Source organism: Sagittula marina, assembly GCF_014196795.1.
GTDB classification, from domain to species: domain Bacteria; phylum Pseudomonadota; class Alphaproteobacteria; order Rhodobacterales; family Rhodobacteraceae; genus Sagittula; species Sagittula marina.
The window spans coordinates 14,142-37,580 of sequence record NZ_JACIEJ010000018.1 but is presented as its reverse complement, the minus strand read 5'-3'; the positions used below and the strand labels follow the sequence as shown (position 1 = coordinate 37,580).

Genomic DNA, 23,439 nt, shown 5'->3' with positions numbered 1-23,439 from the left:
CACGACACGGCCCGGGCGCCGCCGCGCGCCCCGGCCCCCCAATTGGACAACACACAGACCACATCGGAGGAGATGGACATGCCGGTTTCATTCAAGGATCAGGTGGCAATCGTCACCGGGGCGGGCGGCGGGCTTGGCCGCTCGCACGCGCTGACCCTGGCGCGCCACGGCGCAGCGGTCGTGGTGAACGACTTCGGCGGCGCGCGCGATGGCAGCGGCGCCGCGACCGACGCCGCGCAGGCTGTGGTGCAGGAAATCACCGACGCCGGCGGGCGCGCCATCGCCAATGCCGGCAACGTCGCATCGCAGGATGACATGGCCGCAATGGTCGATCAGACGCTGTCGGCCTTCGGTCGGATCGACGTGCTGATCAACAACGCAGGCATCCTGCGCGACAAGAGCTTCGCCAAGATGGACATGGAGGATTTCCGTCGCGTGGTCGAGGTGCACCTGATGGGCACCACCATCGCGACACAGGCGGTCTGGGCGCAGATGCGCAAGCAGGAATACGGGCGCATCCTTGTCACCTCGTCGACCTCGGGCAGCCACGGCAATTTCGGCCAGTCGAACTATGGCGCGGCCAAGATGGGCGTGCTTGGCCTGATGAACGTGTTGCATTTCGAGGGCGCGAAATACGGCATCCACGTGAACGCCATCGTCCCCACCGCCGCCACGCGCATGACCGGCGACATGATGGACCCCGAGATGCTCGACCTGCTGGCGCCCGAACTGGTGTCGCCCGCGGCCGTCTGGCTGGTCAGCCGCGATGCCCCCTCGCGCACGGCGCTGCTTGCCGGGGCGGGCACCGTCGCGCGGCTTGCGCTGGTCGAAAGCCAGGGCGTGTGCTTTACCGGGCAGGACTTCACGCCGGACGCCGTCGGCGCGCGCTTTGACGAGATCGCCGATCTTGACGGGCAGATCGAGGTTCAGGCCGGGCTGGACCATGTGGCGCGCATCGTTGCCAATGCCCGCGCCGCGCTGGCCGCGCAGGGCTAGGGCGATGACCGAGCGCCTCCCCCCCCTGCCCCACGCGGCCTATGCCTGGCATTACGAAACGGCCCCCAGATGGGCCGATTCCGACATCTACGGCCATGTGAACAACGTGACCTACCTGTCGTATTTCGACACCGCGATGAACATCGCCCTGGTCGAGCACGGCGCGCTTGACCTGTCGGCAAGCGCCAGCGCCCCGATCGGGCTGGTCGTCCAAAACGGGGCGCAGTTCTTTCGCGAGATCACCTTCCCCGCCAGCCTCAGCGTCGGGGTGCGCATCGAGGCAATCGGGCGCACCAGCCTGACCTGGGGCTTTGGCCTGTTCGATCTGGGCGCCGGGGCCTGCGCCGCACGCGGGCGCATCGTTCACGTCTATGTCGATCGCGCGTCCCGCAGGCCCACACCGCTGACCGCCGAGCTGCGCCACTGCGCCGAGGCGCTGTTCCGCGACCCCGCCAATGACACAGAGGAGACAAGCTGATGAGGGAAGCCGTCATCGTTTCGACCGCCCGCACCCCGATCGGCAAGGCCTATCGCGGGGCGTTCAACGCCACCACCGCGCCGCATCTGATCGGCCACGCCATTCACCACGCCGTGGAGCGGGCCCGCCTCGCCCCCGCCGAGGTCGAGGACGTGACCGTCGGGGCCGCCCTGCAACAGGGCACCACCCACATGAACATCGCGCGCACCGGGCTGCTGCGCGCGGGCCTGCCCGTCACCGTGCCGGGGCAAAGCGTCGACCGGCAGTGCGCCTCGGGGCTGATGGCAATCGCCATCGCGGCGCGCCAGATCATCGCCGACGGCATGTCGGTGACGATCGGCGGCGGGGTCGAACAGGTCTCGCTGGTGCAGACGCCGGACATGAACACCCGGCACTGGCACGACCCCTGGATCGACCAGCACCTTCCCGCGACCTACATGTCGATGGTCGAAACCGCCGAGATCGTCGCCCGCCGCAACGGTGTGAGCCGCGCGGCGCAAGATGCCTATGCCCTGCAATCCCAGCAGCGCACCGCTGCCGCGCAGGACGCCGGCCGCTTCGATGACGAGATCGTTCCCATCACCACCGTCATGCAGGTGCGCGACCGTGACACCGGCGAAACCTCGATGCGCGAGGTGACGCTTGCGCGCGACGAAGGCAACCGGCCCGGCACCACGCTGGACGGGCTTGGCGCGCTGGCGCCGGTGTTCAGGGACGGCCAGCAGGTGGCCGAGGGACAGTTCATCACGGCCGGGAACGCCTCGCAGCTGTCGGACGGGGCCTCTGCCGCCGTGCTGATGGAACGGCGCGAGGCCGAGCGCCGGGGCCTTGCGCCGCTGGGGCTGTACCGCGGGATGGCGGTGGCGGGCGTTGCGCCCGACGAAATGGGCATCGGCCCGGTGCCAGCGGTGCGCAAATTGCTGGCGGCCCACAATCTGCGCGTCGATGACATCGACCTGTGGGAGCTGAACGAGGCTTTCGCGGCGCAGGTCATCCCGTCGCGCGATCAGCTGGGCATTCCGGACGAGCGGCTCAACGTCAACGGCGGCGCGATCTCGATCGGGCATCCCTACGGCATGTCGGGCGCCCGCATGGTCGGCCACGCCCTGATCGAGGGCAAGCGGCGCGGTGCGCGGCGTGTGGTCGTCACCATGTGCGTGGGCGGCGGCATGGGCGCGGCGGGCCTGTTCGAGGTGCTCTGACACACCCCTCCCGAATGCACTGAAAAGGCCGCCGGAAACCGGCGGCCTTTGTATTTCTGCCCCACTCGGCACTGGGGCCGGGCGCGCGTGGTCAGGCCCGTCCGTCAGCCAAGCCCGGTGCGCCGGTCGAGCCATGCTGGCCGCGCCTCGTCCCGCTGCGCGGTTTCCAGCGCGCCCAGACGCGATGCGGCAGCAGGCGGGAACGGCGCGGCGCGGGGCGTGCCTCCCTTGCGCGCAACATGCAACAGCACCTGTTCGCACCAGGCAAGGCGGCTGCCATCGCTGCCCAGCATCTCCTGATACAGATGCATTCGCTTGGCATCGACGGCCAGGACCCGGGTGGCAAGCGACAGCGCATCGCCCTCGTGACATTCGCGCTGATAGCCGATCCGCATTTCCAGCGTGTACAGGGTCGCCTCGTTTTCGGCGCGATAGCTCTCGTCCAGGCCGATCTCGTCCATCAGCGCGGTCACCGCCTGCGAGAAGACGATGCCATAGGCGTAATCGCCCATGTGGCCGTTGTAATCGACCCAGTCGGGCAGGACGCGAAAGCTGCGCAGGGGAATGTCGGGGGTCATTTCTTGCTCCGTGCGGCAGGCAGGCGGTGGCGCAATTCTCCCACGATGCCGCGCCGGAACAGCAGCACGCACAGGATGAAGGTCGCGCCAAGCGCAGTGGTCACGGGAAAGCCCGTGGTGGCAAGGTAGTTTTGCAGCGATACGACCAGCGCGGCACCGACGATGGGCCCCGCGATGCTGCCGATGCCGCCAATCAGCGTCATCAGGATCACCTCGCCCGACATGTGCCAGTTGACGTCCGTCAGCGTGGCGAACTGGAACAGCAGCGCCTTGAGCCCCCCGGCCAGCCCCGCAAAGCCCGCCGACATCACGAAGGCACCCAGCTTGTAGCGCTGCACCGAATACCCCAGCGAGATCGCCCGCTGTTCGTTTTCCCGGATCGCCTGCAGGATCATGCCATAGGGCGAATGCACGATGCGCCAGATCGCAAAGACGCTGGCCACGAAGACGGCGGCCACCGCGTAATACAGGACGGTGCTGTCGGACAGGTCGATCAGCCCGAACAGGTGCCCGCGCGAAAAGCCCTGGATGCCGTCCTCGCCTTCGGTGAACGGCACCTGAAGGCAGAAGAAATAGAACATCTGCGCCAGCGCCAGCGTCACCATCGCGAAATAGATCCCCTGCCGGCGGATCGCCAGAAGTCCGATCGCCAGCCCCAGCACAAGTGCCGCGACCACGCCTGCCAGGATCGCCAGCTCTGGGGTCAGCTCCCAGACCTTGAGCGCATGGGCGGTGACATAGGCGGCCCCGCCAAAGAACGCGGCGTGGCCAAAGGACAACAGCCCCCCGTAGCCCAGCAGCAGGTTGAAGGCCGACGCAAACAGCGCAAAGCACATCAGTTTCATCAGCAGCACCGGGTAGACCCACAGCGGCAGCACCATGAGCACGGCGATCAGCGCCACCACGACGATCCGTTGCATCCGGTGGGGACGGGTGGTTTCGGCCACCGTCTCGAAATCCTCGGCCTTGATCATCTCAGTATTCCTTTCCGAACAGACCCGCGGGGCGCAGCAGCAGCACCACCGCCATGAGCACGAAGATCACGATATTCGCGGCCTCGGGGTAGAACACCTTGGTCAGCCCCTCGACGATGCCCAGAAGGTAGCCGGTGGCGATGGCCCCCAGGATCGAGCCCATGCCCCCCACCACGACCACGGCAAAGATGATGATGATCAGGTTCGACCCCATCGTCGGGCTGACCTGAAAGATCGGCGCGGCCAGTACGCCGGCGATCCCCGCAAGGGCGCAGCCAAAGGCATAGGTCAGCGTCAGCAGCAGCGGCACGTTGACCCCGAAGGACTGCACCAGCGTGGCATCTTCGGTCGCGGCCCGCAGGTACGAGCCGATCTTTGTCTTTTCGATCAGCGCCCAGGTGCCCAGACAGATCAGCAGCGACGCCACCACGACCCAGCTGCGATAGATCGGCACGATCACGAAATCGGTCCGCACGATGCCGGTCAGGGCCTCGGGGGCCGAAAACGGTTTGCCCGACGCGCCAAAGACATGCTGGAACGAGCCTTCAAGCAGCAACGCCAGCCCGAAGGTGAACAGCAGCCCGTAGAGGTGATCCAGCTCGTAGAGATGGCGCAGCATGGTGCGTTCGACCACCGCCCCGACACAGCCCACGATCAGCGGCGCAATCACCAGCGATGGCCAGAAGCCAAGGCCAAGGTACTGCCCCAGCATCCACGCGGTGAACGCGCCAAGCATATAGAACGCCCCGTGCGCAAAATTCACCACGCGCAAAAGGCCAAAGATCACCGCCAGCCCGAGCGAGAGCAGCGCATAGAACGAACCGTTGATCAGGCCGATCAGCATCTGCCCGGTCAGCACCATCAGCGGCACACCAAATATCATTGTCATGTCAAACCCCCAGGGCCTTGTTCAGCGCTTCGCGCTTTGCGGGCAGTTCGCCCACGGCGAAGCTGTCGATCATCTCGCCATGATCCATGACGTAGAAATGATCCGCGATCTTGGCGGCGAAGCGAAAGTTCTGCTCGACCAGAAGCACGCTCAGCCCGTGGGCCTTCAGCGACTTCAGCATCTCGCCGATCCGGTTCACGATCACCGGGGCCAGCCCCTCCGTCGGCTCGTCGAGCAGGATCATGCTGACGCCGGTGCGCAGGATACGCGCGATGGCCAGCATCTGCTGCTCGCCGCCCGACAGCTTGGTGCCCGGACTGTGACGCCGGTCCAGCAGGTTGGGAAACAGCGTGTAGATCTCGTCGAGCGACATCTCCTTGCCGCTGCGCGCCACCACCGGCGGCAGCATCAGGTTCTCTTCGACGGTCAGAGAGGCAAAGATGCCGCGCTCTTCGGGCACAAAGCCCATGCCGGCGTGGGCAACGCGGTGCAGCGGAAGGCGCAGGATCGACCTCTCGTCGAATTCGATCTCGCCGGTGCGCTTGCGCAGGATGCCCATCAGGGTGCGCAGCGTCGTGGTCTTGCCCACGCCGTTGCGCCCCAGCAGCGTGACAGTCTCGCCGGGATAGACATCAAGATCGACGCCATACAGCGCCTGGCTTTCGCCGTACCAGGCCTCCAGCGCGCGCACCTTCAGTTGTGCCGGCCCCCTGCCCTCGCGCCGCAATGCGGATACGTCAGTCATCGTCCTCGGTCCCCATGTAGGCTTCGCGCACGCGCGGATCGGCACTGACCTTGGCATAGCCGCCCTGGCTCAGGATCTCGCCGCGTTGCAGCACGGTGATGTCGTGGCCGATGTCGGCAACGACGCTGATGTTGTGTTCCACCATCAGGACGGCGCAGTCCCGGGCCACGTCGGCAATCAGACCGGCCATCGTTTCGACGTCCTCCTGCCCCATGCCCGCCAGCGGCTCGTCCAGCAACAGAACCCGCGGGTCCAACGCCAGCGTGGTCGCGATCTCGAGCGCGCGCTTGCGCCCATAGGACAGATCCGCCGCGCGGTGGTCGGCCATGTCGGCCAGCCCGACACGATCCAGCAGGTCCATCGCCCGGGGCCGCAGCCGGGTCAGGCTGGACAGCGGGCGCCAGAACTGCACCGCAAGCCCATTGGGCCGTTGCAGCGCCACGCAGACATTGTCGACCAGCGACATGTCCCCGAAGGTGGCAGAGATCTGGAAGGACCGCGCCACCCCAAGCCGCGCCACATGGGCCGGGTCCATGCGGGTGATGTCGGTTTCGCCGTACATGATCTTGCCGGCGCTGGGTTGCAGGAATTTGGTGAGCAGGTTGAACACCGTGCTCTTGCCCGCCCCGTTTGGTCCGATCAAAGCGTGGATCCGGCCATGGCGGATGTCGATATCGACATCTTTCACCGCCTGGAAATTCCCGAAGCTCTTGCTCAGCCCCCGCGCCGACAAGGCAGCGCGGGGGCGTGCCGGCGCGTCATGCGCCGAAACATTCGCCATCATCATGATGTGGCCTTTACCGGTCGAGGAGCGGGCAAGCGCTCTGTTCGATCGGGCGGAACGCCTCGTCCCCGGGGATGGTGCGCAGAACCTTGTAATAGTCCCACGGACCTTTGGATTCCTCGGGTGTCTTCACCTGCACGAGATACATGTCATGCACCACGCGGCCGTCCTTGCGCAGATAAGCGTTGTGGTTGAAGAAATCGTCGATATCCATGTCGCGCATGGTGTCCATGACCTGGGTGCCGCTCTTGGCCTGGCCGGATTTCTCGGCCGCCTTGAGATAGTTCGACACCGCCGAATACACCCCCGCATGCACCATCGTCGGCATCTTGCCGTCCATCCGTTCGGCAAAGCGCTCGGACCAGGCGCGGGTTTCTTCGTTCATGTCCCAGTAGAACGCGGTGGTCAGGGTCAGGTTCTTGGCAATGTCCAGCCCCACGCCATGCACGTCGGTCAGAAACAGCAGCATCCCGGCGATGTCCTGGCCCAACGCCGTGACGCCGAATTCCTCGGCCTGTTTCAGCGCGGTCATCGTGTCGCCCGAGGCATTCGCCAGCGCGATCACGTCGGCCCCCGATCCCTGCGCCTGCAACAGGTAGGACGAGAAATCCGAGGTTTCGCGCGGGTGTGTGACAGAGCCGACCACGGTGCCGCCCGCAGCCTCGACCGCGGCGGTGGTGTCGGCCTCAAGCGCATTGCCGAAGGTGTAATCGACGGTCAGGAAGAACCATGTCTTGTCGCCTTCCAGCGTCATGGCCCGGCCCGTGCCGTTGGCCAGCGCGTAGGTGTCCCATGTCCATTGCGCGGTCGAGGGCGAGCAGGACGCACCTGTCAGCTCGGACGACCCTCCGGTCGAAATCAGCAGCGCGGTGTCGCTCTGGCGGGTGATTTCCTGCACCGCAAGCGCCACCGACGAGGTCGGCAGGTCGACCACGGCCACCACGTTCTGCTCGTCGATCCAGCGCCGCGCGAGCGTCGATCCCACGTCCGGCTTGTTCTGGTGATCGCCGACGATCACCTCGATCTGCTCACCCAGCAGCGTGCCGCCGAAATCCTCGACCGCCATGCGCGCCGCCACTTCCGATCCCTTGCCCGAAAGGTCGTAGTTCATCCCCGACATGTCGGTCAGAACGCCGATCCGGTAAGGTTCGGCCTGTGCGCCCGCAGCCAGCGCGCCACAGACCACCGAGGCCAGAAGGGCCCTTGTTACTGTCGTCATTTGTATATTCCTCCCATTTTCACACCGCTTCGGGTGCATTGAAAACCGCACGCTCCCACGCGCGGGCGTTCATCAGGCCCCGCTGCCGCGCTCGGCAAGCAGCTTGGCCAGCAAAAACTGGTCGCCCTCGGCGCCCTCGGCCCAGTTGCGCCGGGCATGGGCATCGACGGCGGACTTGGTCATGCGCAGCGACATCGCCGGGGCGCGGGCGATCTCACCCGCCCAGCCCTGCGCCGCCTCAAGCGCGGCGCCCGCCTCGACCGTGCGGTCGGCAAGCCCGAGCGTCAGCGCCTCTTGCGCATGGATCGTCTCATCGCAGCACAGGATGCGCTTGGCGCGCCCCGCCCCGACCCGTTCGGTGAGCAGCGCCAGCCCGCCCCACCCCAGCGTCATGCCAAGGCGCACCTCGGGAAACCGAAGGTAGGCATCAGCGGCCATGACCCGGAAATCAGCGCAAAGCGCCAGGATCGCGCCGCCCCCGATGGCCGGCCCCTCGATCGCGGCAATGACGATCTGCGGCAGGCGGCGCCAGGCCGCGCTCATGCGCCCGCCTGCGTTCATCGCAAGATGCCGGGCAACGTCGCCCGCCTCGGGGCTCCACAGCCGCGCATCCTTGAGATCGACGCCAGCGGCAAAGATCCCGGGCGTGCCCGCCAGCACGATCACGGACACATCGGGGTTGCGCGACAGCTCTGTCGCCGCCGATTCCAGCGCGTCGATCATCGTGGAATCCAGCGCATTCGCCTTTCCGCCACGGTCGAATCGCACGGTCGCGATAGCCCCCTCAGTCTCGACAATCACACCTGACATTGCAGCCATTTCTCCTTGTCCCGGTCCCGCCGCCATGCGACATACTACCAAGTATGTTGCACATCGAGTCGCAACAATGCAATATGAAATCTGACAGCGCAGAAAACCGGCGCGCCCATGAACCCGACCTTTTCCAGGAGGAGGAGAAGATGCCCCAGACGCCCACGGACACGGTCCGCCCGTTTGACGCAGCGCAGGATCCCGCGCTTGATCGCACCCGCTCTGTTCTGCGCTATATTCTTGATGGATATGCACAAACTCAGGCCGACGCGCCCTTTGTGCAATTCTGGCCCGGCCCGACATGGAGCTATGGCGAGCTGCACCGCAGGGTCCGCATCCGGGCCAGCGCCCTGGCCCGCGCCGGGGTGAAACGGGGCGATCACGTGCTTTGCCTGATGGGCAACAGCCCCGATCTTCTGTGCAGCTGGTTCGCGATCAACTACCTTGGCGCGGTCTATGTGCCGATCAACACGGGCGCGCGCGGGCAGATGCTGGAACACATCCTGCTGGATGCCGACGCCCCCGTCCTGATCGCGCAGGCCGCGCTGGTGGATCGCCTCGCCGATGTCGCCCCCGGCCGCGTGACAACCGTTCTGACCGTCGAAGGCGATGCCCCTGCCATGCCCGGCTACGACATCCGCCCGCTGGTCGATCCCGACACCGAGGATGCCGCCGCGCTGGAACTGTCAGAGCCGATCGAGCCCTGGGATCTGCATGCAATCATGTACACATCGGGCACCACTGGCAACGCCAAGGGCGTGATGAGCAGCTATGCCCAGCACTACACCATGGGGCCCGATGCCTTCGATTGCGTTGCATCCGATGACCGCTGCCTGATCTGCGGCCCGGTCTTTCACTGCGGATCGACGCTTTACGTCAACGCGATGCTGGCGCGCGGCCTGTCGATCGGAATGATGCGCGAGTTCAAGACCGACACCTTCTGGCAGGCGGTGCGCGAAACCGGCTCGACCTATTGCCTGCTTCTGGGGGTGATGGCCGCCTTCCTGCTCAAGGCGCCGGCCAGCGCCGATGACCGCGATCATTCGCTGCGCCGCGCCTTCATCACGCCTTTCGGCGAGGATGGCCCGCTGTTTGCAGAGCGGTTCGGGGTCGAGGCCTGGACCATCTACAACATGACCGAGATCGCAAGCCCGATGCACGCCGGCCCCGGCATCACCCGCAAGGGCATCGCAGGCACCCCGCGCCCCTGGTGCGAGCTGAGGATCGTCGATCAGAACGACATCCCCCTTCCCGATGGCGAGGTCGGCGAGCTGATCATCCGCTCGCACCGCCCCTGGGCGCTGATGTCGGGCTATTACAACAACCCCGCCGCCACGGCCGAGGCCATGCGCAACGGCTGGTTCCACACCGGCGACAGCTTCCGCCGCGAGGCGGACGGCACCTATTACTTCGTCGACCGGCTCAAGGACGTGATCCGGCGGCGCGGCGAGAACATCTCCTCCTTCGCGCTGGAAAGCGAGGTTCTGAACCTGCCCGAGATCCGCGAATGCGCCGCCGTTGCCGTGCCCAGCGAGTTTTCAGAAGACGAGGTGCTGATCGTGGTCTCGCCCGCCGAAGGGCAGCGCATCGACCCGGCCTCGATCAGCGAACGGCTGGCCTCGGCCCTGCCGCGCTTCATGGTGCCGCGCTACCTGCGGGTGCTTGACGAGTTGCCCAAAACCGCATCGGGCAAGGTGCAAAAGCACCTGCTGCGCAAGGAGGGCGTGACCTCCGACACCTGGGATCGCGAGACGGCGAAGGCGCCCCGTTCGCGGGCCTGACACGCCGTGCATCTGCCGATCCCTTGACCCCAGACACCCGGTTTGCGCGTGGCGCCCACCGACCCTCAGCAGGAATTGAAATGTCCACACAGAACCACCTCAGCGACCCGACGCTCCTGCGCGAGGCCTGCCTGATCGACGGCACCTGGTGCCAGGCCGCCTCGGGCAAGACCATCGCCGTTCTCAACCCCGCCGATGGCGCAACCGTCGGACATGTACCGCAGATGGCGCCCGAGGAGATACCCGCCGTCATCGAGGCAGCGGCGCAGGCCCAGGCCGAGTGGGCGCAATGGGCCGCGTGCGAACGCGCGGCCGTGCTGCGCCGCTGGTTCGATCTGATCAAGGCCAATGTCGACGATCTGGCCATGATCATGACGCTTGAGCAAGGCAAGCCGCTGGCCGAAGCGCGCGGCGAGATCGCCTATGCGGCCTCTTTCGTCGAATGGTTCGCAGAGGAAGGCAAACGCATTTACGGCGAAACGATCCCGGCCCCCCGCCGCGACCAGCGCATCACCGTGATGCGCCAGCCTGTCGGGGTCACCGCAGCGATCACGCCGTGGAACTTCCCGGCGGCGATGATCACGCGAAAGGCAGCGCCCGCGCTGGCGGCGGGATGTTCGATGATCCTGCGACCCGCCGACCTGACACCCCTTAGCGCCACTGCGCTGGCAGAACTGGCGCAGCGCGCCGGGCTGCCCAAGGGGGTGCTCCAGGTCGTGACCGGCCCCGCCTCAACGCTTGGGAAGGTGCTGACTGACAGCCCGGTGGTGCGCAAACTCTCCTTCACCGGGTCGACAGAGGTGGGGCGGCTCCTGATGGCGCAATGCGCGGGCACCATCAAGAAGCTCTCTCTCGAACTGGGCGGCAACGCCCCCTTCATCGTCTTCGACGATGCCGATCTGGACAAGGCCGTCGAAGGGGCCATGACGTCGAAGTACCGCAACGCCGGGCAGACATGCGTCTGCACCAACCGTTTTCTGGTCCAGTCCGGCATCCATGACGCTTTCGTGGCCAAGCTCAGCGAGCGCGTGTCCGCGTTGAAGGTCGGCAACGGCACAGCGGAGGGCACCGAGATCGGTCCGATGATCGAAGCCAAGGCGCTCGACAAGGTCGAGGACCATATCGCGGACGCAGTCGCGCAAGGTGCGAACCTTCTTCAAGGCGGCAGACGCCTCGGCGGCCTGTTCCTGGAGCCTGCCGTGCTTACGGGCGTCACGTCAAACATGAAGGTCGCGTCGGAAGAGACCTTCGGCCCGCTCGCCCCCGTCTTCCGGTTCGAGACCGAGCAACAGGCCATCGCCATGGCCAACGACACGATCTTCGGCCTTGCTGCCTATTTCTTCACCCGCGACCACGCCCGTGTGGTGCGCGTGTCGGAGGCGCTCGAATACGGCATGGTCGGGCACAACACGGGCCTGATCTCCAACGAGGTGGCCCCCTTCGGCGGGATCAAGCAATCGGGCCTCGGGCGCGAGGGCTCTCGCCATGGCCTCGAGGAATACCTCGAACTGAAATACCTCTGCAGCACAGTCTGATCGCCCTGCCACTTTCAAACCAAGGACCCACACATGACGGATGGCATTGCCTCTTTCTCCTTCGACAGCCCCGGTTCGATCTTCGTGGATTGGGGCGGAGCACGCCGGATCGGCGAAACCCTCTCTGGCTGGTTCTCGGAGCGTACCCTGCTGATCGTGACGGATCGCTTCCTGCACGAAAGCGGTGCGCTGGATGACGCACTGGCGTCGCTGGCGGCAAACGGTTTCTCGGTCACCGTCTTCGATCAGGTCGTCGCGGACCCGCCGGAATCCGTGTTGATGGCCTGTGTCGGGCAAGGCAAGGCCGCCGGGGCCGACCTTGTGCTCGGGTTCGGCGGTGGATCGTCTATGGACATCGCCAAGCTGGCGGCGGTGTTGCTGGTCGGTGCGCAAGAGCTGTCGGATCTCTACGGTATTGGCAAGATCAGCGGCGGCCGCGTCCCGCTGGTGCAGGTGCCGACCACGGCGGGGACCGGATCGGAGATGACCAACATCACCATCCTGACAACCGGCGAGACGACCAAGATGGGCATCGTCGGTCATCAGCTTTATGCAGACCGCGTGCTTCTCGACGCCGAGCTGACCCTCGGCCTGCCTGCCCTCCAGACCGCCGCAACCGGGATCGACGCGATGGTCCACGCCATCGAGGCATTCACCAGCCGTCATCGCAAGAACCCGCTGTCAGACGTCTTCACGCGCGAAGCGCTGCGCCTGATGGCGCCCAACCTGGTCACCGCCTGCACAGAGCCGGACAACCGCGCCGCGCGCGAAGCCATGCTGCTGGGCGCGGCCCTCGCGGGGCAGGCCTTCGCCAACAGCCCGGTGGGGGCCGTCCATGCCCTCGCCTACCCGCTTGGCGGTCATTTCCACCTGCCGCACGGGTTGACCAATGCGCTGATGCTGGGGCCCGTGCTCCGCTACAACATGCACGCCGCTGCGCCGCTTTATGCCGAGCTTGCCGATGTCGTCCTTGGCGCGTCGGAGGAAGGCCTGCAGGCGCGCGCGGCCGCCTTCGTGCAGTTCATGGAGGATCTGATGGACCGCTCCGGCGCACCCCGTCGCCTGCGGGATTGCAAGGTCACCGAAGACAGCCTGCCGATGCTTGCCCGGGACGCCATGCTGCAAACCAGACTGCTGGTAAACAACCCGGTCGAGGTCACCGAAGCGGACGCCTTGGCGTTGTATCGCGAGGCGTTCTAGTCCGTCGCATCCCCTTTTTGGTGGCGTTTGGAATGGCTGTACGCCTGCGAAACGCTCGTGTTGCACAGCACCCGTCAATTCAGAGAGGGCACTGATTTCCTGATGGATGGGACCCACTGATGCCGCGCACAGTCAATGACGCGCGGCATCACACCGTCAAGAAGACGTCTCGGATATCGAGACTGGGCCGACTGCACCCGAAGGCAACGACCCGGGCTTTTGAAGGCCAAGGAATTGGTAGGATCACGCCGCCATTTCGGCGGTGTAACCGGCCCGGAGCCTGCGCCCTGCCCCGTCCGGATCATGCCCCCACGGCCAGACCGCCCTCAAAGGCAATCGCACTCTTCACACGGGATCAAATCCGTAAAGCGCGCGCGGCGTGTCTACCAGCGCGGCCTGGCGCGCGGTATCGTCCGGCAACCACGACATCGCCAAATCCAGAAGCTGCGCGTCGTCCGGGTAATCTTCGCTGCGGTGCGCCGCATTGTGCGGCCAGTTGGTGCCCCAGACAATGCGGTCGGGCGCGTGTGCCGCAATCTCTCGGGCAACGCTGGCAATGTCGGGATAATCCGGCCCGCCGTCGCGGGAGCTTTCGTAACAGCCCGCGAACTTGAACCAGCAGCGCCCGCCATCCATCAACCGCTTGATGACGTCGAGATGCGCCGGTGTCGCGCCGTCAAATATCTTGGCGTGATGATCCAGCACCCAGCGCGATTTCAACGCGGCAAGACGCGGCTCCAGCTCCGGCAGATGCGAACCGTCGAATTGCACGGCCATCATCCAACCCGCATCCGCAGCCATGGCATCGACCGCCTCAAGCGCATCAAGGCCCACCGCCCCACCCGGCAGATCCATGATGCGCGCGCCCACGATCCCCCCGTCTGACAGGCGCGCGATCTCCTTTGCCGTGGTGTCCGGCGTGATGACCGCAACGCCGCGCGCGCAGTCCCCCATCTCCCGCAGGCAAGCGAGCAACGCGGCATTGTCTGCCCCATGGGCGTTGCCTTGCGTGATCACCACCGCATCAAGGCCAAGCCAGCGCATCGTCTCGCGGTACATGTCCGGCGTCGGCAAGGGATCGGCGGGCCGCCCCGCGCCATCCGCGCGCATGGCGAACCCCGGCAGATACATGTGCATCTGCGTGTCCACAGCGCCCCTCGGCATCGGCGTCAAAGGCGCGGCACCGTTCAGCTTTCGCGTAATCATGCGGCCTCCGGGGCAAAGCGTTTCAGGGCGTCGCGGTCGATCTCGATCCCGAGGCCGGGGGCGTCGGGAATGCTCAGCACACCGCCGTCATGTTCGAAGGGCGTCTTGACCACCGCCTGACGAAACGGATTGTGGGTGCGGTCGAATTCCATGATCGGCTCGACCGGATTTTTGCGCACCGGGTTCGGAACCATCGCCGCCATGAACTGTAGCGCAGCGGCGATATGCACTGCCGTGCCCCAGACATGCGGCACAAGACGCACCCCGTGCAGCGCGCACAGATCGGCCACGCGCTTTGCCTCGGTGATCCCGCCGACCCCGCACAGGTCCGGCTGGGCAATGTCGACGCACCCCGTCGACAAGGGCTCGGCAAAGCCCCAGCGCGTGTGCCACGTCTCGCCCCCGGCCACCGGGATCGGCTGACCGGCGCGCACCTTGCGATAAGCGCCAAGCTGTTCGGGCACCACGGGTTCCTCGAACCAGTCGATGCCGAATTTTGCCGCCGCCTGCCCCAGCCTGATCGCCTCGATCACGTCATAGCCGTGGTTGGCGTCGATCATCAGTCTGGTGTCCGTGCCGATGGCATCGCGCACCGCCTCGATCACCTTCAGATCCTCGTCCACGCCGAAGCCGATCTTGATCTTCACCGCATGGAACCCCGCCTTGGCATGGCCCGCGCATTCGGCGGCGTTGTCGGCCACGCGGTCGACCCCGTCACGTTTGAAGCTGCCGGTGGCATAGGCGCGCACGCTTTCGCGCCAGCGCCCCCCCAGCAGGACAGACACCGGCTGACCATAGGCCTTGCCCTTGATGTCCCACAGCGCGATGTCGATCCCGGACAAGGCCGTGACGCTGATCCCACGCTGTCCCTGGTCCCGCATGGCGTTGTACAGCGTGGCCCAGATCTTTTCGTGCTCCAGCGCGTTCATGCCCTTCAGCCAACCGCCATAGGCATGCACGGTGGCCGCGTTCGGCCCCGCCGGGCCAAGGCATTCGCCCCAGCCCGTGGTGCCATCCTCGCAGATCACCTCGACCAGCAGATGCACACGCTTGTCAAACCGCATGGAGGCGGATTCAAACGCGGTGTCCAGCTTGTGCTCGAGCAGATGCGTGCGGATGTCTGCAATCTTCATGAATGGGCCTCGATCAGATCCTTCAGGATCTCCTCCTCTTCGCCGGTCAGATCCGACAGCGGCGAGCGTACCGGACCCGCGTCAAAGCCCACAAGGCGCACACCTGCCTTGATCGCAGACACGGCATAGCCCTTGCGGCGTGCCCGCAGGTCCATGAACGGGTAAAAGAAGCTGTTCAGGATGCTCTCGCAGGTGGCGCGGTCACCGGCGCGCAGCGCGGCGTAGAACTTGTTCGCCAACGCGGGCACGAAGTTGAACACAGCGGAGCTGTAGGTGGTGAACCCCGCGCCCAGATAGGCTTCGGCAAACAGTTCCGCCGTGGGCATCCCGCCAAGATAGGTCAGCCGGTCGCCCATCTTGGCCGTCACCTGCCGCACGAGGCCGATGTCGCCGGTGCCGTCCTTGAACCCGACAAGGTTCGGGCACGCATCACACAGCCGCGCCAAGGTGTCCGCCTGCAACACCGCGTTGTCCCGGTTGTAGACCATGACGCCCATCTCGGTGGCGTCACAGACCGCTTTGACGTGGGCATACAGCCCCTCTTGCGGCGCATCGATCAGGTAGTGCGGCAGCAGCAGAATACCGTCGCCGCCCGCCTTTTCCACGTCCCTGGCGATGGAAACCGCCATTTCCGTGCCATAGCCACAGCCCGACACGATGGCCGTGTCCCCGGCGACCTCCTTGGCAGCGGAGACGATCGCCGGGATTTCGTCGGGGCTGAGCGAAAAGAACTCGCCCGTGCCGCCAGCGGCGAACAGGACCGGCGCGTCAAAGCCGGACAGCCATTCCACATGGGCCTTGTACGGCTCGGGCGCGAAACGGTTTTCAGCGTCGAACGGCGTCACCGGGAAACTCAGCAGGCCAGAGCCGAGAGCAGTCTTGATATCTTTGGGGTCCATAGGAACGGTCCTTTGCAGGCATGGGGAGGGTGTCGGGGGGCGTCGCCCCCCTTGGCCATTGCGGCCGCACCCTCCAAGGTTTTGATAAACAGTTAAGTGGCGGTCAGCCCCAGTCGCCGGGCATCAGCGCATCCGGCATGTTCTGGTAGCAAACCGGACGCAGGAAACGGCGGATCGACAGGGTGCCGACAGAGGTCGCGCCAAAGTTGGTGCTGGCCGGATACGGGCCACCGTGAACCATGGCATCAGCCACTTCGACCCCGGTGGGGAAGCCATTGACTAACACGCGGCCTGCCTTGCGTTCCAGAACCGGCGCAAGTCGACGACCAAGCGCCGTATCGCCGTCATCCATGTGGATCGTCGCGGTCAGCTGACCTTCAAACCCGCTGGCAAGCGCAAGCATGTCATCCGGGCCGGTCACGCGCACCACGAGGCCCAGCGGGCCAAAGACCTCTTCGCCAAGCGCGTGATCCTGAAGGTAGCTGTCGGCATCGGTTTCAAACAGGTTCGGCGCGGCGTTGCGACCTTCGCTGTCGGTGGTCAGCAGCGGGCGCACGGCGTTGCGCCCGTCAAAGCGGGACTTGCCGTCCTTGTAGGCCTGCGCAATGCCGTCGGTCAGCATGGTCTGCGGTGCGGCAGAGGTCAGCGCCTCAGTGGCCGCTGCCACAAAAGCGTCCCCCTCGGGGCCGGTCCCGATCACGGCAATGCCGGGGTTGGTACAGAACTGCCCTGCCCCCATGGTGAGTGACGCGGCCCAGCCTGCGCCGATCTCCGCGCCGCGTGCCTTCGTGGCCTCCGGCAGCACGAACATCGGATTGACGCTGCCCAGCTCACCGAAAAACGGGATCGGCTCCGGCCGCTGTGCACACAGATCAAACAGCGCGCGCCCACCGCCCAGCGACCCGGTAAAGCCCACGGCCTTGATCAGCGGGTGCTGCACCAAAGCCTGACCCACATCACGCTTGCCGCCCTGGATCAACGAGAAGACGCCCTTTGGCATGCCGCAGCTCTCGATGGCGGCGGCGATGGCCTCGGCCACGATCTCGCCGGTGCCGGGGTGCGCAGAGTGGCCCTTGACCACCACCGGACAGCCGGCCGCCAACGCGGCAGCGGTGTCCCCGCCTGCCGTGGAAAACGCCAGCGGGAAGTTCGACGCGCCAAAGACGGCAACCGGGCCGATAGGCCGCTGCAGCATCTTGAGGTCGGGGCGCGGCAGCGGCTGGCGGTCGGGCAGCGCCTCATCGTGGCGACGGTCAAGGTAATCGCCCTTCAGAATATGCTCTGCAAAAAGGCGCAGCTGGCCTGTGGTGCGGCCCCGCTCGCCGTTCAGCCGCGCTTCGGGCAGGCCGGTTTCCTGCGTGCCGATCAGGGTGATCGCATCGCCGCGTGCCTCGATTTCATCCGCGATGGCGTTCAGAAAACGCGCGCGGTCTTCACGGCTGGAATAGCCGTAGGTGGTGAAGGCCTCTTCGGCGGCCTTGCAGGCGGCATCGACCAGATCGGGCGTGCCCACGCAATATGCGTGCGCCGGGCCGCTTGCCGGATCAGAGGTAAAGGTCGTCTCGGATGCGATCCACGCGCCTGCGATAAGGTGTTTGCCGTGCGGGGTGAAACTGTCAAGCATGTCAGTCCTCCTTTGAGGGGTGAATGGGTTCATCGGTGAAAACGCCGCCCTGATAGCGGGCGACGGCCTCATCCCGGCCCGGTCGGGGCACGGTGCGGGCGATCTCTTCGGCATAAGCGGCGGCGTTGTCCTTCGGGTGCCAGCCGAGGAAAGCGGCGTGGGTATTGTCCCACCAGCCGTGGTCGTTTTTGGAGGCGCCCCAGACCATCGTGCAGCCAAGGCGCGGCGCCGCGAAAACGGCATCGATCAGCGACACGAAATCGTCCTGACTGAACCATGTGGCCAGCATCCGCCAGTTCTCGGGGCGCGGCGTGCAGGAGCCGATGCGCACGAGTGCGCTCTCCTGGCCGAACTTGTCATGATACAGGCTGGCCACCGCCTCGCCAAAGATCTTGGACACCCCGTACAGGCCGTCGGGCCGATACGGCGCGGTGTGGTCGAGCCGCGTGGTTTGGTCGTGAAACCCGATCGTGTGGTTCGAGGAGGCAAAGATGATGCGCGGCATCCCGTTTGCCCGCGCCGCGTCGTACAGGTTGTAGACACCGCGCAGGTTGGCGGCCTCGATCAGATCAAAGCTGCGCTCCACACTGATGCCGCCAAGATGCACGATGCCGTCACATCCTTCGACCAGCTTCCTCACCGCCGCGCCATCGGCCAGATCGCAAGGCACGACCTCTTCGCCGTCTCGCGCCGCAGGGATTTCGGCAATGTCCGACAAGCGCAGCACCGCCGCATGGCCCCGCAGTTTTTCGCGCAGCATCGTGCCAAGCTGGCCTGCCGCGCCGGTGATCAGAATACGGTTCATCATATCGTTCACTCCATCAGGCCAGGCAGCGTCATCGACACTGCCGGCACATAGGTGACCAGCATCAGCGCGACAAAAATCGCGAGGTAAAACGGCCAGATCGTGCGCACGGCCTCATCAATGCGGACACCGCCCACGACGCAGCCGACAAACAGGCAGGCCCCCACGGGCGGCGTGCACAGCCCCAGCCCGAGGTTCATCATCAAGATCACGCCGAACTGGATCGGGTCCATGCCAAGGCCAACAACCACCGGCAGAAAGATCGGCGTGCAGATCAGGATCAGCGCCGCCATGTCCATGATCATCCCAAGCCCCAGCAACACGATGTTGAGCAGCAGCAGGATGATGATCGGATTGTCGGAAATCCCGGTCACGGCCACCGCCAGCAGATCCGGCACGCGGTACAACGTCAGCAGGTACGAAAACGCAGAGGCCGTCGCCACCAGCAGCATCACCAGCGCGGTGGTCCGCACAGAGGTCACAACCGCGACGCGGAACTTCTCCCATGTCAACTCACGGTAGACGAACACCGTCACCAGCACAGCCCAGATCGCGCCGAACGCGCCGCTTTCGGTCACCGTCATCACGCCGGACAGCACACCGCCCACGATGATCACCGCCGTCATCAACCCCGGCAACGCCACGATGGTCGAGATCGCCAGCGTCCTGAACCCGGGAAAGGTCTCCGCCGGGTAGCCGCGCTTGACCGCGATGACATAAGCCACCACGCCCAGACACAGGCACATCAGGATCCCCGGCACGATGCCCGCAATGAACAGCTTGCTGACCGATACGCCGCCCGCGGCCACGGCAAACAGGATCATGTTGTGCGACGGTGGGATCACCACCCCCGCCACCGACGACGTCACGGTGACGTTGACGGCGTAATCCGCGTCATACCCCTTTTCCTTCATCACCGGCATCAGGATCGACCCCAACGCCGAGGTGTCCGCCACCGCCGACCCGGAAATTCCGCCAAACAGCATCGACGACGCGACATTGACCACGCCAAGCCCGCCGCGCATCCAGCCCACCGCGTAGCTGGCCAGTCGCACCAGCCGCCCCGCGATACCGCCCTGCATCATCAACTCGCCGGCAAAGATGAAGAACGGGATCGCCAGCAGCGAAAACACCGAGATCCCCGACAGCACGCGCTGAAAGGCGATGAACAGCGGCAGCCCTTCGTACAAAAAGCCCCCGACCGTCGCGAGGCCAAGCGCGAAAGCCACCGGCATCCCGCTCAGAAGGCCCAGGAAAAACAGCCCGAAAAGTAATGCCAGCCCCATGGGTTCAGTCCTTGCCAGTGGCCAGCGCCACCGCTTGTTGAAGTGTGAACAGCGCCGTCAGCGCGCCGCAGATTGCCATTGGCACCGCCCGAAGCCCCTCCGGGATACCCAGCATCGGCACCCGGCGGGTCCATGTGCTTTCGGCCAGCGTCCAGCCCTGCCAGAACAGCACAACGCCAAAGACCAGCATCCCGGCCAGCGCCATCCAATGCAGCGGCATCCGCAACCAACGCGGCATCATTTCACGCACAAATTCGATGGAGAGGTGGCTTTGCGTCTGCACACCGGCAGCGCCGCCCAGAAAGGTGATCCACACCACCAACAAAAGCGCCACCTGCTCGACCCAGGTGGGCGTGTCGTTCATCACGTAGCGCCCCCAGACGAGCCAGCCAAAGATCACGACCAGCGTCACCAGCCCTGCCCCCGCCACGGCCACGCAAGCCTTGGACAGCAGGTCCAGCACACGTTCAACGTGCCCCATCTCTGCCACGGGCTTATCCCGTTCAAACATCGCCAACTCCCCCCATGAACATGTTGCGCGCGCACCTCGGATCCTCAGGAGGCGCGCGCACGGTAACAGCCGATGTTTATTCGATCGCCTGAATGTCGCGGATCAGCTGTTCCAGATCGGGGTTCGCCTCGATGAACTTGGCATAAACCGGCTCCATCGCGCTTTGAAACGCCGCAGAGTCAGTCACCTCGTTGACCGCGACACCGCTGTCGATGACCTGCTGTTTGGAGGCGTCAGACCGCTCGGCCCAGAGTTCACGCTGTTCCTGCGCGGCGGCCACGGCGGCCTCGCGGACCATCTCCTGCATCTCAGGCGATGTTTCGTCCCAGACCGATTTCGCCACGCAAATGCACTCGGGGATGATCAGGTGGTTGGTGATGGAATAATATTTGGCCACCTCGTAGTGGTTCGAGGATTCAAAGCTGGGGTAGTTGTTTTCTGCCCCGTCGATCACGCCTGTCTTCAGCGACTGGTACACTTCGCCGTAGGCCATCGGGGTCGCGTTGCCGCCAAGGCTGTCGACCATCTGCACATACAGATCGTTGCTCATGACGCGGAACTTCAGCCCGGCCATGTCTTCGGGGGTCTGGATCGGCTTCTTGGTGTTGTAGAAGCTGCGGGAGCCACTATCCATCCAGCTCAGCGCGACGATGCCTTCTTCGGACAGCGCGTCGGAAAAGCGCTGGCCGATCTCACCGTCCATGGCCGCGTGCATGTGATCCACATCGCGGAAGATAAACGGCAGCGACAGCACGTTGGTCGCGGGCACGATCTCCCCCATCGGGCCCATGTTGAAATTGCCAACAGCGATAGCGCCGGCACGAAGCTGCTCGATGGCGTCGGGCTGTGCGCCCAACACGCCACCGGGATAAACCTGCGGTTCGATCTCGCCGTCGGTCATGGCCGCGACGTCCTCGGCAAAGCTCTGCAATGCGGTGACGTTCGGGTAGCCCTCCGGGTGAATGGCCCAGGTGCGCCAAGTTTCAGCGGCAACAGGTGCAGCAAGCAGCGCAAGCGCGATGGCCGAAGTGGTCATACGAAACATTGTGGTGTCCTCCCTGACATCAGGCAGCTGTTCTCGCCACCTGCAATGTTATATGACCAACTTGTATGATGAATGTCAACGTTGTCGTGATCAGCCGATTATATCACTCAGTCTCAATGGCTTGGGGAAAGCGACCTCAGAGCCGGGTGCTTCTGCGTGGCGGATAAATTCAAGATAAGGTCATGGAGAAACATTGAGATGAGCTACCAAATACGCCCCTGCCCCGCCTCATTTGGGACCTCGCAATCCGCGGTTACCGGTCGAGTAGCGACACTATCAGCGGAGCCTCCAACCACTTGATCTTCCTCATCTGCGTTGATCGGACCAGATCAACGCTCACGCATGTGCCATGGGATCTGCGCACGTCGGTCACACGATAAAGCCACGCATTACCTTTAGCAGTTCCAGTGCTCACCCTGACAAGCAGCGCGGTGAAGGGCAGGCAAGTGCCGCGATGCCCAGACCTTCCAAAACGAGTTCACAGCTGTGAACTTTGCTGACTACACTGGTTCACAACTGTGAACCGTGGGGATTCCTCAATGCCATTATCATTGCGGCACAGGAGAATCTTCCATCGCGGGATTTCCGAGCAAGGTGGCGAAGGTAGCCGCCTGGTGATCGAATGGCGCTCAAACGTTCGAACATAGCAGCCAAAACCACAGCTGTTTGTTCCGGTCCCATTGCCGCTCGTGCTTCTTCCCAAGCAGAACTTGAAATGCCGATCATCGGGCGAAGCATCTCGGATATATTCACGAGTTCATGCCAATGACGGATTGGGTTCTGACTAAAGGACTGAATTTCAGGGCAGCATGCCAAGATCATTCGAAGCGGTAGCGCCGGTGTATGATCTTTCTCATCGATTTGGCTGCGATCCTTTTCTTCAGACCAATAAGAGTCTTTATCTGAATTCTGGTGGTGCTGCTCAGATTGAGCAGCACTGGTGCCCATTTTGGCTGAAACATCGGCGGCAGTTTCGGTATTATCCACAGGTTCCAGAATATCACGCAGCCTATCCAGCGCGCTCATCAGTTGGTCGTGAAGGCTGTTCAACGTTTGTTCATCCAGCTTCCGGCGCAGGTCACGCGCAGCAAGACGCGCAAGGTCGGAGTAGGCATCCCATATCGCCAAATCAGGCCGGTCGCACTGTCCCCAATCCGCCAACGCCGCCAAATCCCGACGCATCAGGCTGACGGTTTCCCTTAGGCGTTTGACGCGGTCCTGGCGGGCGCGGATGTCTTCTGCGGCGGCACAGTGATCAGCGTGCCGCATAACCAGCGGGCGCAGATCAAATCCAAACGCGATCCGGCCGACAGAGGTGCAGCGGGTGTAACGCTTGCCGTTTGGACTGTCTCGGCGGATCAAAAGCCCGGCGTCGATCAGTCGCGACAGATGACGGCGCATGGTGGAATTCGCCATGCCATTAAGCCGTTCACAAATCGAGGTGTTGGAAGGAAAGACCACCAAACCCGCTTTGGCGTCCAGAGAAAGGTCAGTTTCGGGATGGAAGCTCAAAAGCGCCTGAAGCACGGAGAGGTCCCGATCGCTGAGACCATATATTTCCCGCGCTAAGGTCAGTTCGCGCAGGGCTTCCCACTTGTTCACAGACACGTCCGGGGTGGGCCGTGATGGCTTGGGCGCCGTTTCGACGCGGGTGATCGGACGCCGAAACGACGTCAGTGGCTCATATCCCATATTTTTTTCACGAAGACATAAGAAAACCCTGCTCGCGAATCACATAG

Annotated in this window: 22 protein-coding genes; 6 read left to right on the top strand and 16 right to left on the bottom strand. The window is 64.5% G+C overall.

Going from position 1 to position 23,439, the window contains the following annotated elements; all coding sequences use genetic code 11:
* Positions 1 to 78: 78 nt before the first annotated feature.
* The 3 genes from GGQ68_RS22425 to GGQ68_RS22415 are packed head-to-tail and all read left to right on the top strand — an operon-like array spanning position 79 to position 2,676.
* On the top strand, positions 79 to 996 hold the full coding sequence (locus GGQ68_RS22425; RefSeq protein WP_183969980.1) for an SDR family NAD(P)-dependent oxidoreductase: 918 nt from the start codon (positions 79 to 81) through the stop codon (positions 994 to 996).
* Positions 997 to 1,000: 4 nt separating this feature from the next.
* Positions 1,001 to 1,474 carry an acyl-CoA thioesterase gene (locus GGQ68_RS22420; RefSeq protein ID WP_183969978.1) on the top strand — a complete coding sequence of 158 codons (474 nt, stop codon included), beginning with the start codon at positions 1,001 to 1,003 and terminating at the stop codon, positions 1,472 to 1,474.
* Positions 1,474 to 2,676 (top strand): acetyl-CoA C-acyltransferase, encoded by a 1,203-nt coding sequence (locus GGQ68_RS22415; protein ID WP_183969976.1) that lies wholly within the window; start codon positions 1,474 to 1,476, stop codon positions 2,674 to 2,676. Before GGQ68_RS22420 ends, GGQ68_RS22415 begins: the two co-directional genes overlap by 1 nt.
* Positions 2,677 to 2,780: 104 nt before the next feature.
* Here GGQ68_RS22415 and GGQ68_RS22410 read toward each other — a convergent pair whose 3' ends face one another.
* The 7 genes from GGQ68_RS22410 to GGQ68_RS22380 all read right to left on the bottom strand — a co-directional run bounded on the left by GGQ68_RS22410 (position 2,781) and on the right by GGQ68_RS22380 (position 8,684).
* Positions 2,781 to 3,254, bottom strand: a complete 474-nt coding sequence (locus GGQ68_RS22410; RefSeq protein WP_183969975.1) for a thioesterase family protein — start codon at positions 3,252 to 3,254, stop codon at positions 2,781 to 2,783.
* Positions 3,251 to 4,228: a branched-chain amino acid ABC transporter permease gene (locus tag GGQ68_RS22405; protein ID WP_183969973.1), complete on the bottom strand. Its 978-nt coding sequence runs from the start codon at positions 4,226 to 4,228 to the stop codon at positions 3,251 to 3,253. Before GGQ68_RS22405 ends, GGQ68_RS22410 begins: the two co-directional genes overlap by 4 nt.
* A gap of 1 nt (position 4,229) precedes the next feature.
* A complete protein-coding gene (locus tag GGQ68_RS22400; RefSeq protein WP_183969971.1) occupies positions 4,230 to 5,117 on the bottom strand; it encodes a branched-chain amino acid ABC transporter permease in 888 nt (295 codons plus the stop codon).
* Between the two features lies 1 nt (position 5,118).
* Positions 5,119 to 5,862, bottom strand: coding sequence for an ABC transporter ATP-binding protein (locus tag GGQ68_RS22395; RefSeq protein WP_183969969.1), 744 nt, complete (start codon positions 5,860 to 5,862; stop codon positions 5,119 to 5,121).
* Positions 5,855 to 6,643 (bottom strand): ABC transporter ATP-binding protein, encoded by a 789-nt coding sequence (locus GGQ68_RS22390; RefSeq protein WP_183970016.1) that lies wholly within the window; start codon positions 6,641 to 6,643, stop codon positions 5,855 to 5,857. The genes GGQ68_RS22395 and GGQ68_RS22390 overlap by 8 nt, the downstream gene beginning before the upstream one ends.
* Before the next feature lie 16 nt (positions 6,644 to 6,659).
* A complete protein-coding gene (locus tag GGQ68_RS22385) occupies positions 6,660 to 7,865 on the bottom strand; it encodes an ABC transporter substrate-binding protein (protein WP_183969967.1) in 1,206 nt (401 codons plus the stop codon).
* A gap of 72 nt (positions 7,866 to 7,937) precedes the next feature.
* Positions 7,938 to 8,684: an enoyl-CoA hydratase/isomerase family protein gene (locus tag GGQ68_RS22380; protein ID WP_183969965.1), complete on the bottom strand. Its 747-nt coding sequence runs from the start codon at positions 8,682 to 8,684 to the stop codon at positions 7,938 to 7,940.
* Between the two features lie 140 nt (positions 8,685 to 8,824).
* Here GGQ68_RS22380 and GGQ68_RS22375 point away from each other — a divergent pair, with 140 nt between their 5' ends.
* The 3 genes from GGQ68_RS22375 (at position 8,825) to GGQ68_RS22365 (ending at position 13,191) form a co-directional block, all read left to right on the top strand.
* Positions 8,825 to 10,456: an AMP-binding protein gene (locus GGQ68_RS22375; protein ID WP_183969963.1), complete on the top strand. Its 1,632-nt coding sequence runs from the start codon at positions 8,825 to 8,827 to the stop codon at positions 10,454 to 10,456.
* 80 nt (positions 10,457 to 10,536) lie between these two features.
* On the top strand, positions 10,537 to 11,991 hold the full coding sequence (locus GGQ68_RS22370; RefSeq protein WP_183969961.1) for an NAD-dependent succinate-semialdehyde dehydrogenase: 1,455 nt from the start codon (positions 10,537 to 10,539) through the stop codon (positions 11,989 to 11,991).
* A gap of 33 nt (positions 11,992 to 12,024) precedes the next feature.
* Positions 12,025 to 13,191 (top strand): iron-containing alcohol dehydrogenase, encoded by a 1,167-nt coding sequence (locus GGQ68_RS22365; protein WP_183969959.1) that lies wholly within the window; start codon positions 12,025 to 12,027, stop codon positions 13,189 to 13,191.
* 345 nt (positions 13,192 to 13,536) lie between these two features.
* Here the strand turns inward: GGQ68_RS22365 and GGQ68_RS22360 are convergent, their stop codons facing one another.
* The 9 genes from GGQ68_RS22360 to repC form a co-directional block, all read right to left on the bottom strand.
* Positions 13,537 to 14,397, bottom strand: coding sequence for an amidohydrolase family protein (locus GGQ68_RS22360; protein ID WP_183969957.1), 861 nt, complete (start codon positions 14,395 to 14,397; stop codon positions 13,537 to 13,539).
* Positions 14,394 to 15,530: a mandelate racemase/muconate lactonizing enzyme family protein gene (locus GGQ68_RS22355; protein WP_183969955.1), complete on the bottom strand. Its 1,137-nt coding sequence runs from the start codon at positions 15,528 to 15,530 to the stop codon at positions 14,394 to 14,396. The genes GGQ68_RS22360 and GGQ68_RS22355 overlap by 4 nt, the downstream gene beginning before the upstream one ends.
* The gene (gene kdgD / locus GGQ68_RS22350; protein ID WP_183969953.1) at positions 15,527 to 16,429 is read right to left on the bottom strand and encodes a 5-dehydro-4-deoxyglucarate dehydratase; all 903 of its coding nucleotides are present in this window, start codon (positions 16,427 to 16,429) and stop codon (positions 15,527 to 15,529) included. Before kdgD ends, GGQ68_RS22355 begins: the two co-directional genes overlap by 4 nt.
* Positions 16,430 to 16,532: 103 nt before the next feature.
* A complete protein-coding gene (locus tag GGQ68_RS22345) occupies positions 16,533 to 18,053 on the bottom strand; it encodes an aldehyde dehydrogenase (NADP(+)) (protein ID WP_183969951.1) in 1,521 nt (506 codons plus the stop codon).
* Between the two features lies 1 nt (position 18,054).
* Positions 18,055 to 18,861 carry an NAD-dependent epimerase/dehydratase family protein gene (locus GGQ68_RS22340; RefSeq protein ID WP_183969949.1) on the bottom strand — a complete coding sequence of 269 codons (807 nt, stop codon included), beginning with the start codon at positions 18,859 to 18,861 and terminating at the stop codon, positions 18,055 to 18,057.
* Between the two features lie 5 nt (positions 18,862 to 18,866).
* Positions 18,867 to 20,144: a TRAP transporter large permease gene (locus GGQ68_RS22335; RefSeq protein WP_183969948.1), complete on the bottom strand. Its 1,278-nt coding sequence runs from the start codon at positions 20,142 to 20,144 to the stop codon at positions 18,867 to 18,869.
* A 4-nt stretch (positions 20,145 to 20,148) separates the two neighbouring features.
* Positions 20,149 to 20,655 (bottom strand): TRAP transporter small permease, encoded by a 507-nt coding sequence (locus tag GGQ68_RS22330; RefSeq protein WP_246429507.1) that lies wholly within the window; start codon positions 20,653 to 20,655, stop codon positions 20,149 to 20,151.
* 76 nt (positions 20,656 to 20,731) lie between these two features.
* Entirely contained in the window at positions 20,732 to 21,700 is a 969-nt protein-coding gene (locus GGQ68_RS22325) for a TRAP transporter substrate-binding protein (RefSeq protein WP_183969946.1), read from the bottom strand.
* Between the two features lie 510 nt (positions 21,701 to 22,210).
* A complete protein-coding gene (gene repC / locus GGQ68_RS22320) occupies positions 22,211 to 23,392 on the bottom strand; it encodes a plasmid replication protein RepC (RefSeq protein WP_183969944.1) in 1,182 nt (393 codons plus the stop codon).
* Between the last annotated feature and the right edge of the window lie 47 nt (positions 23,393 to 23,439).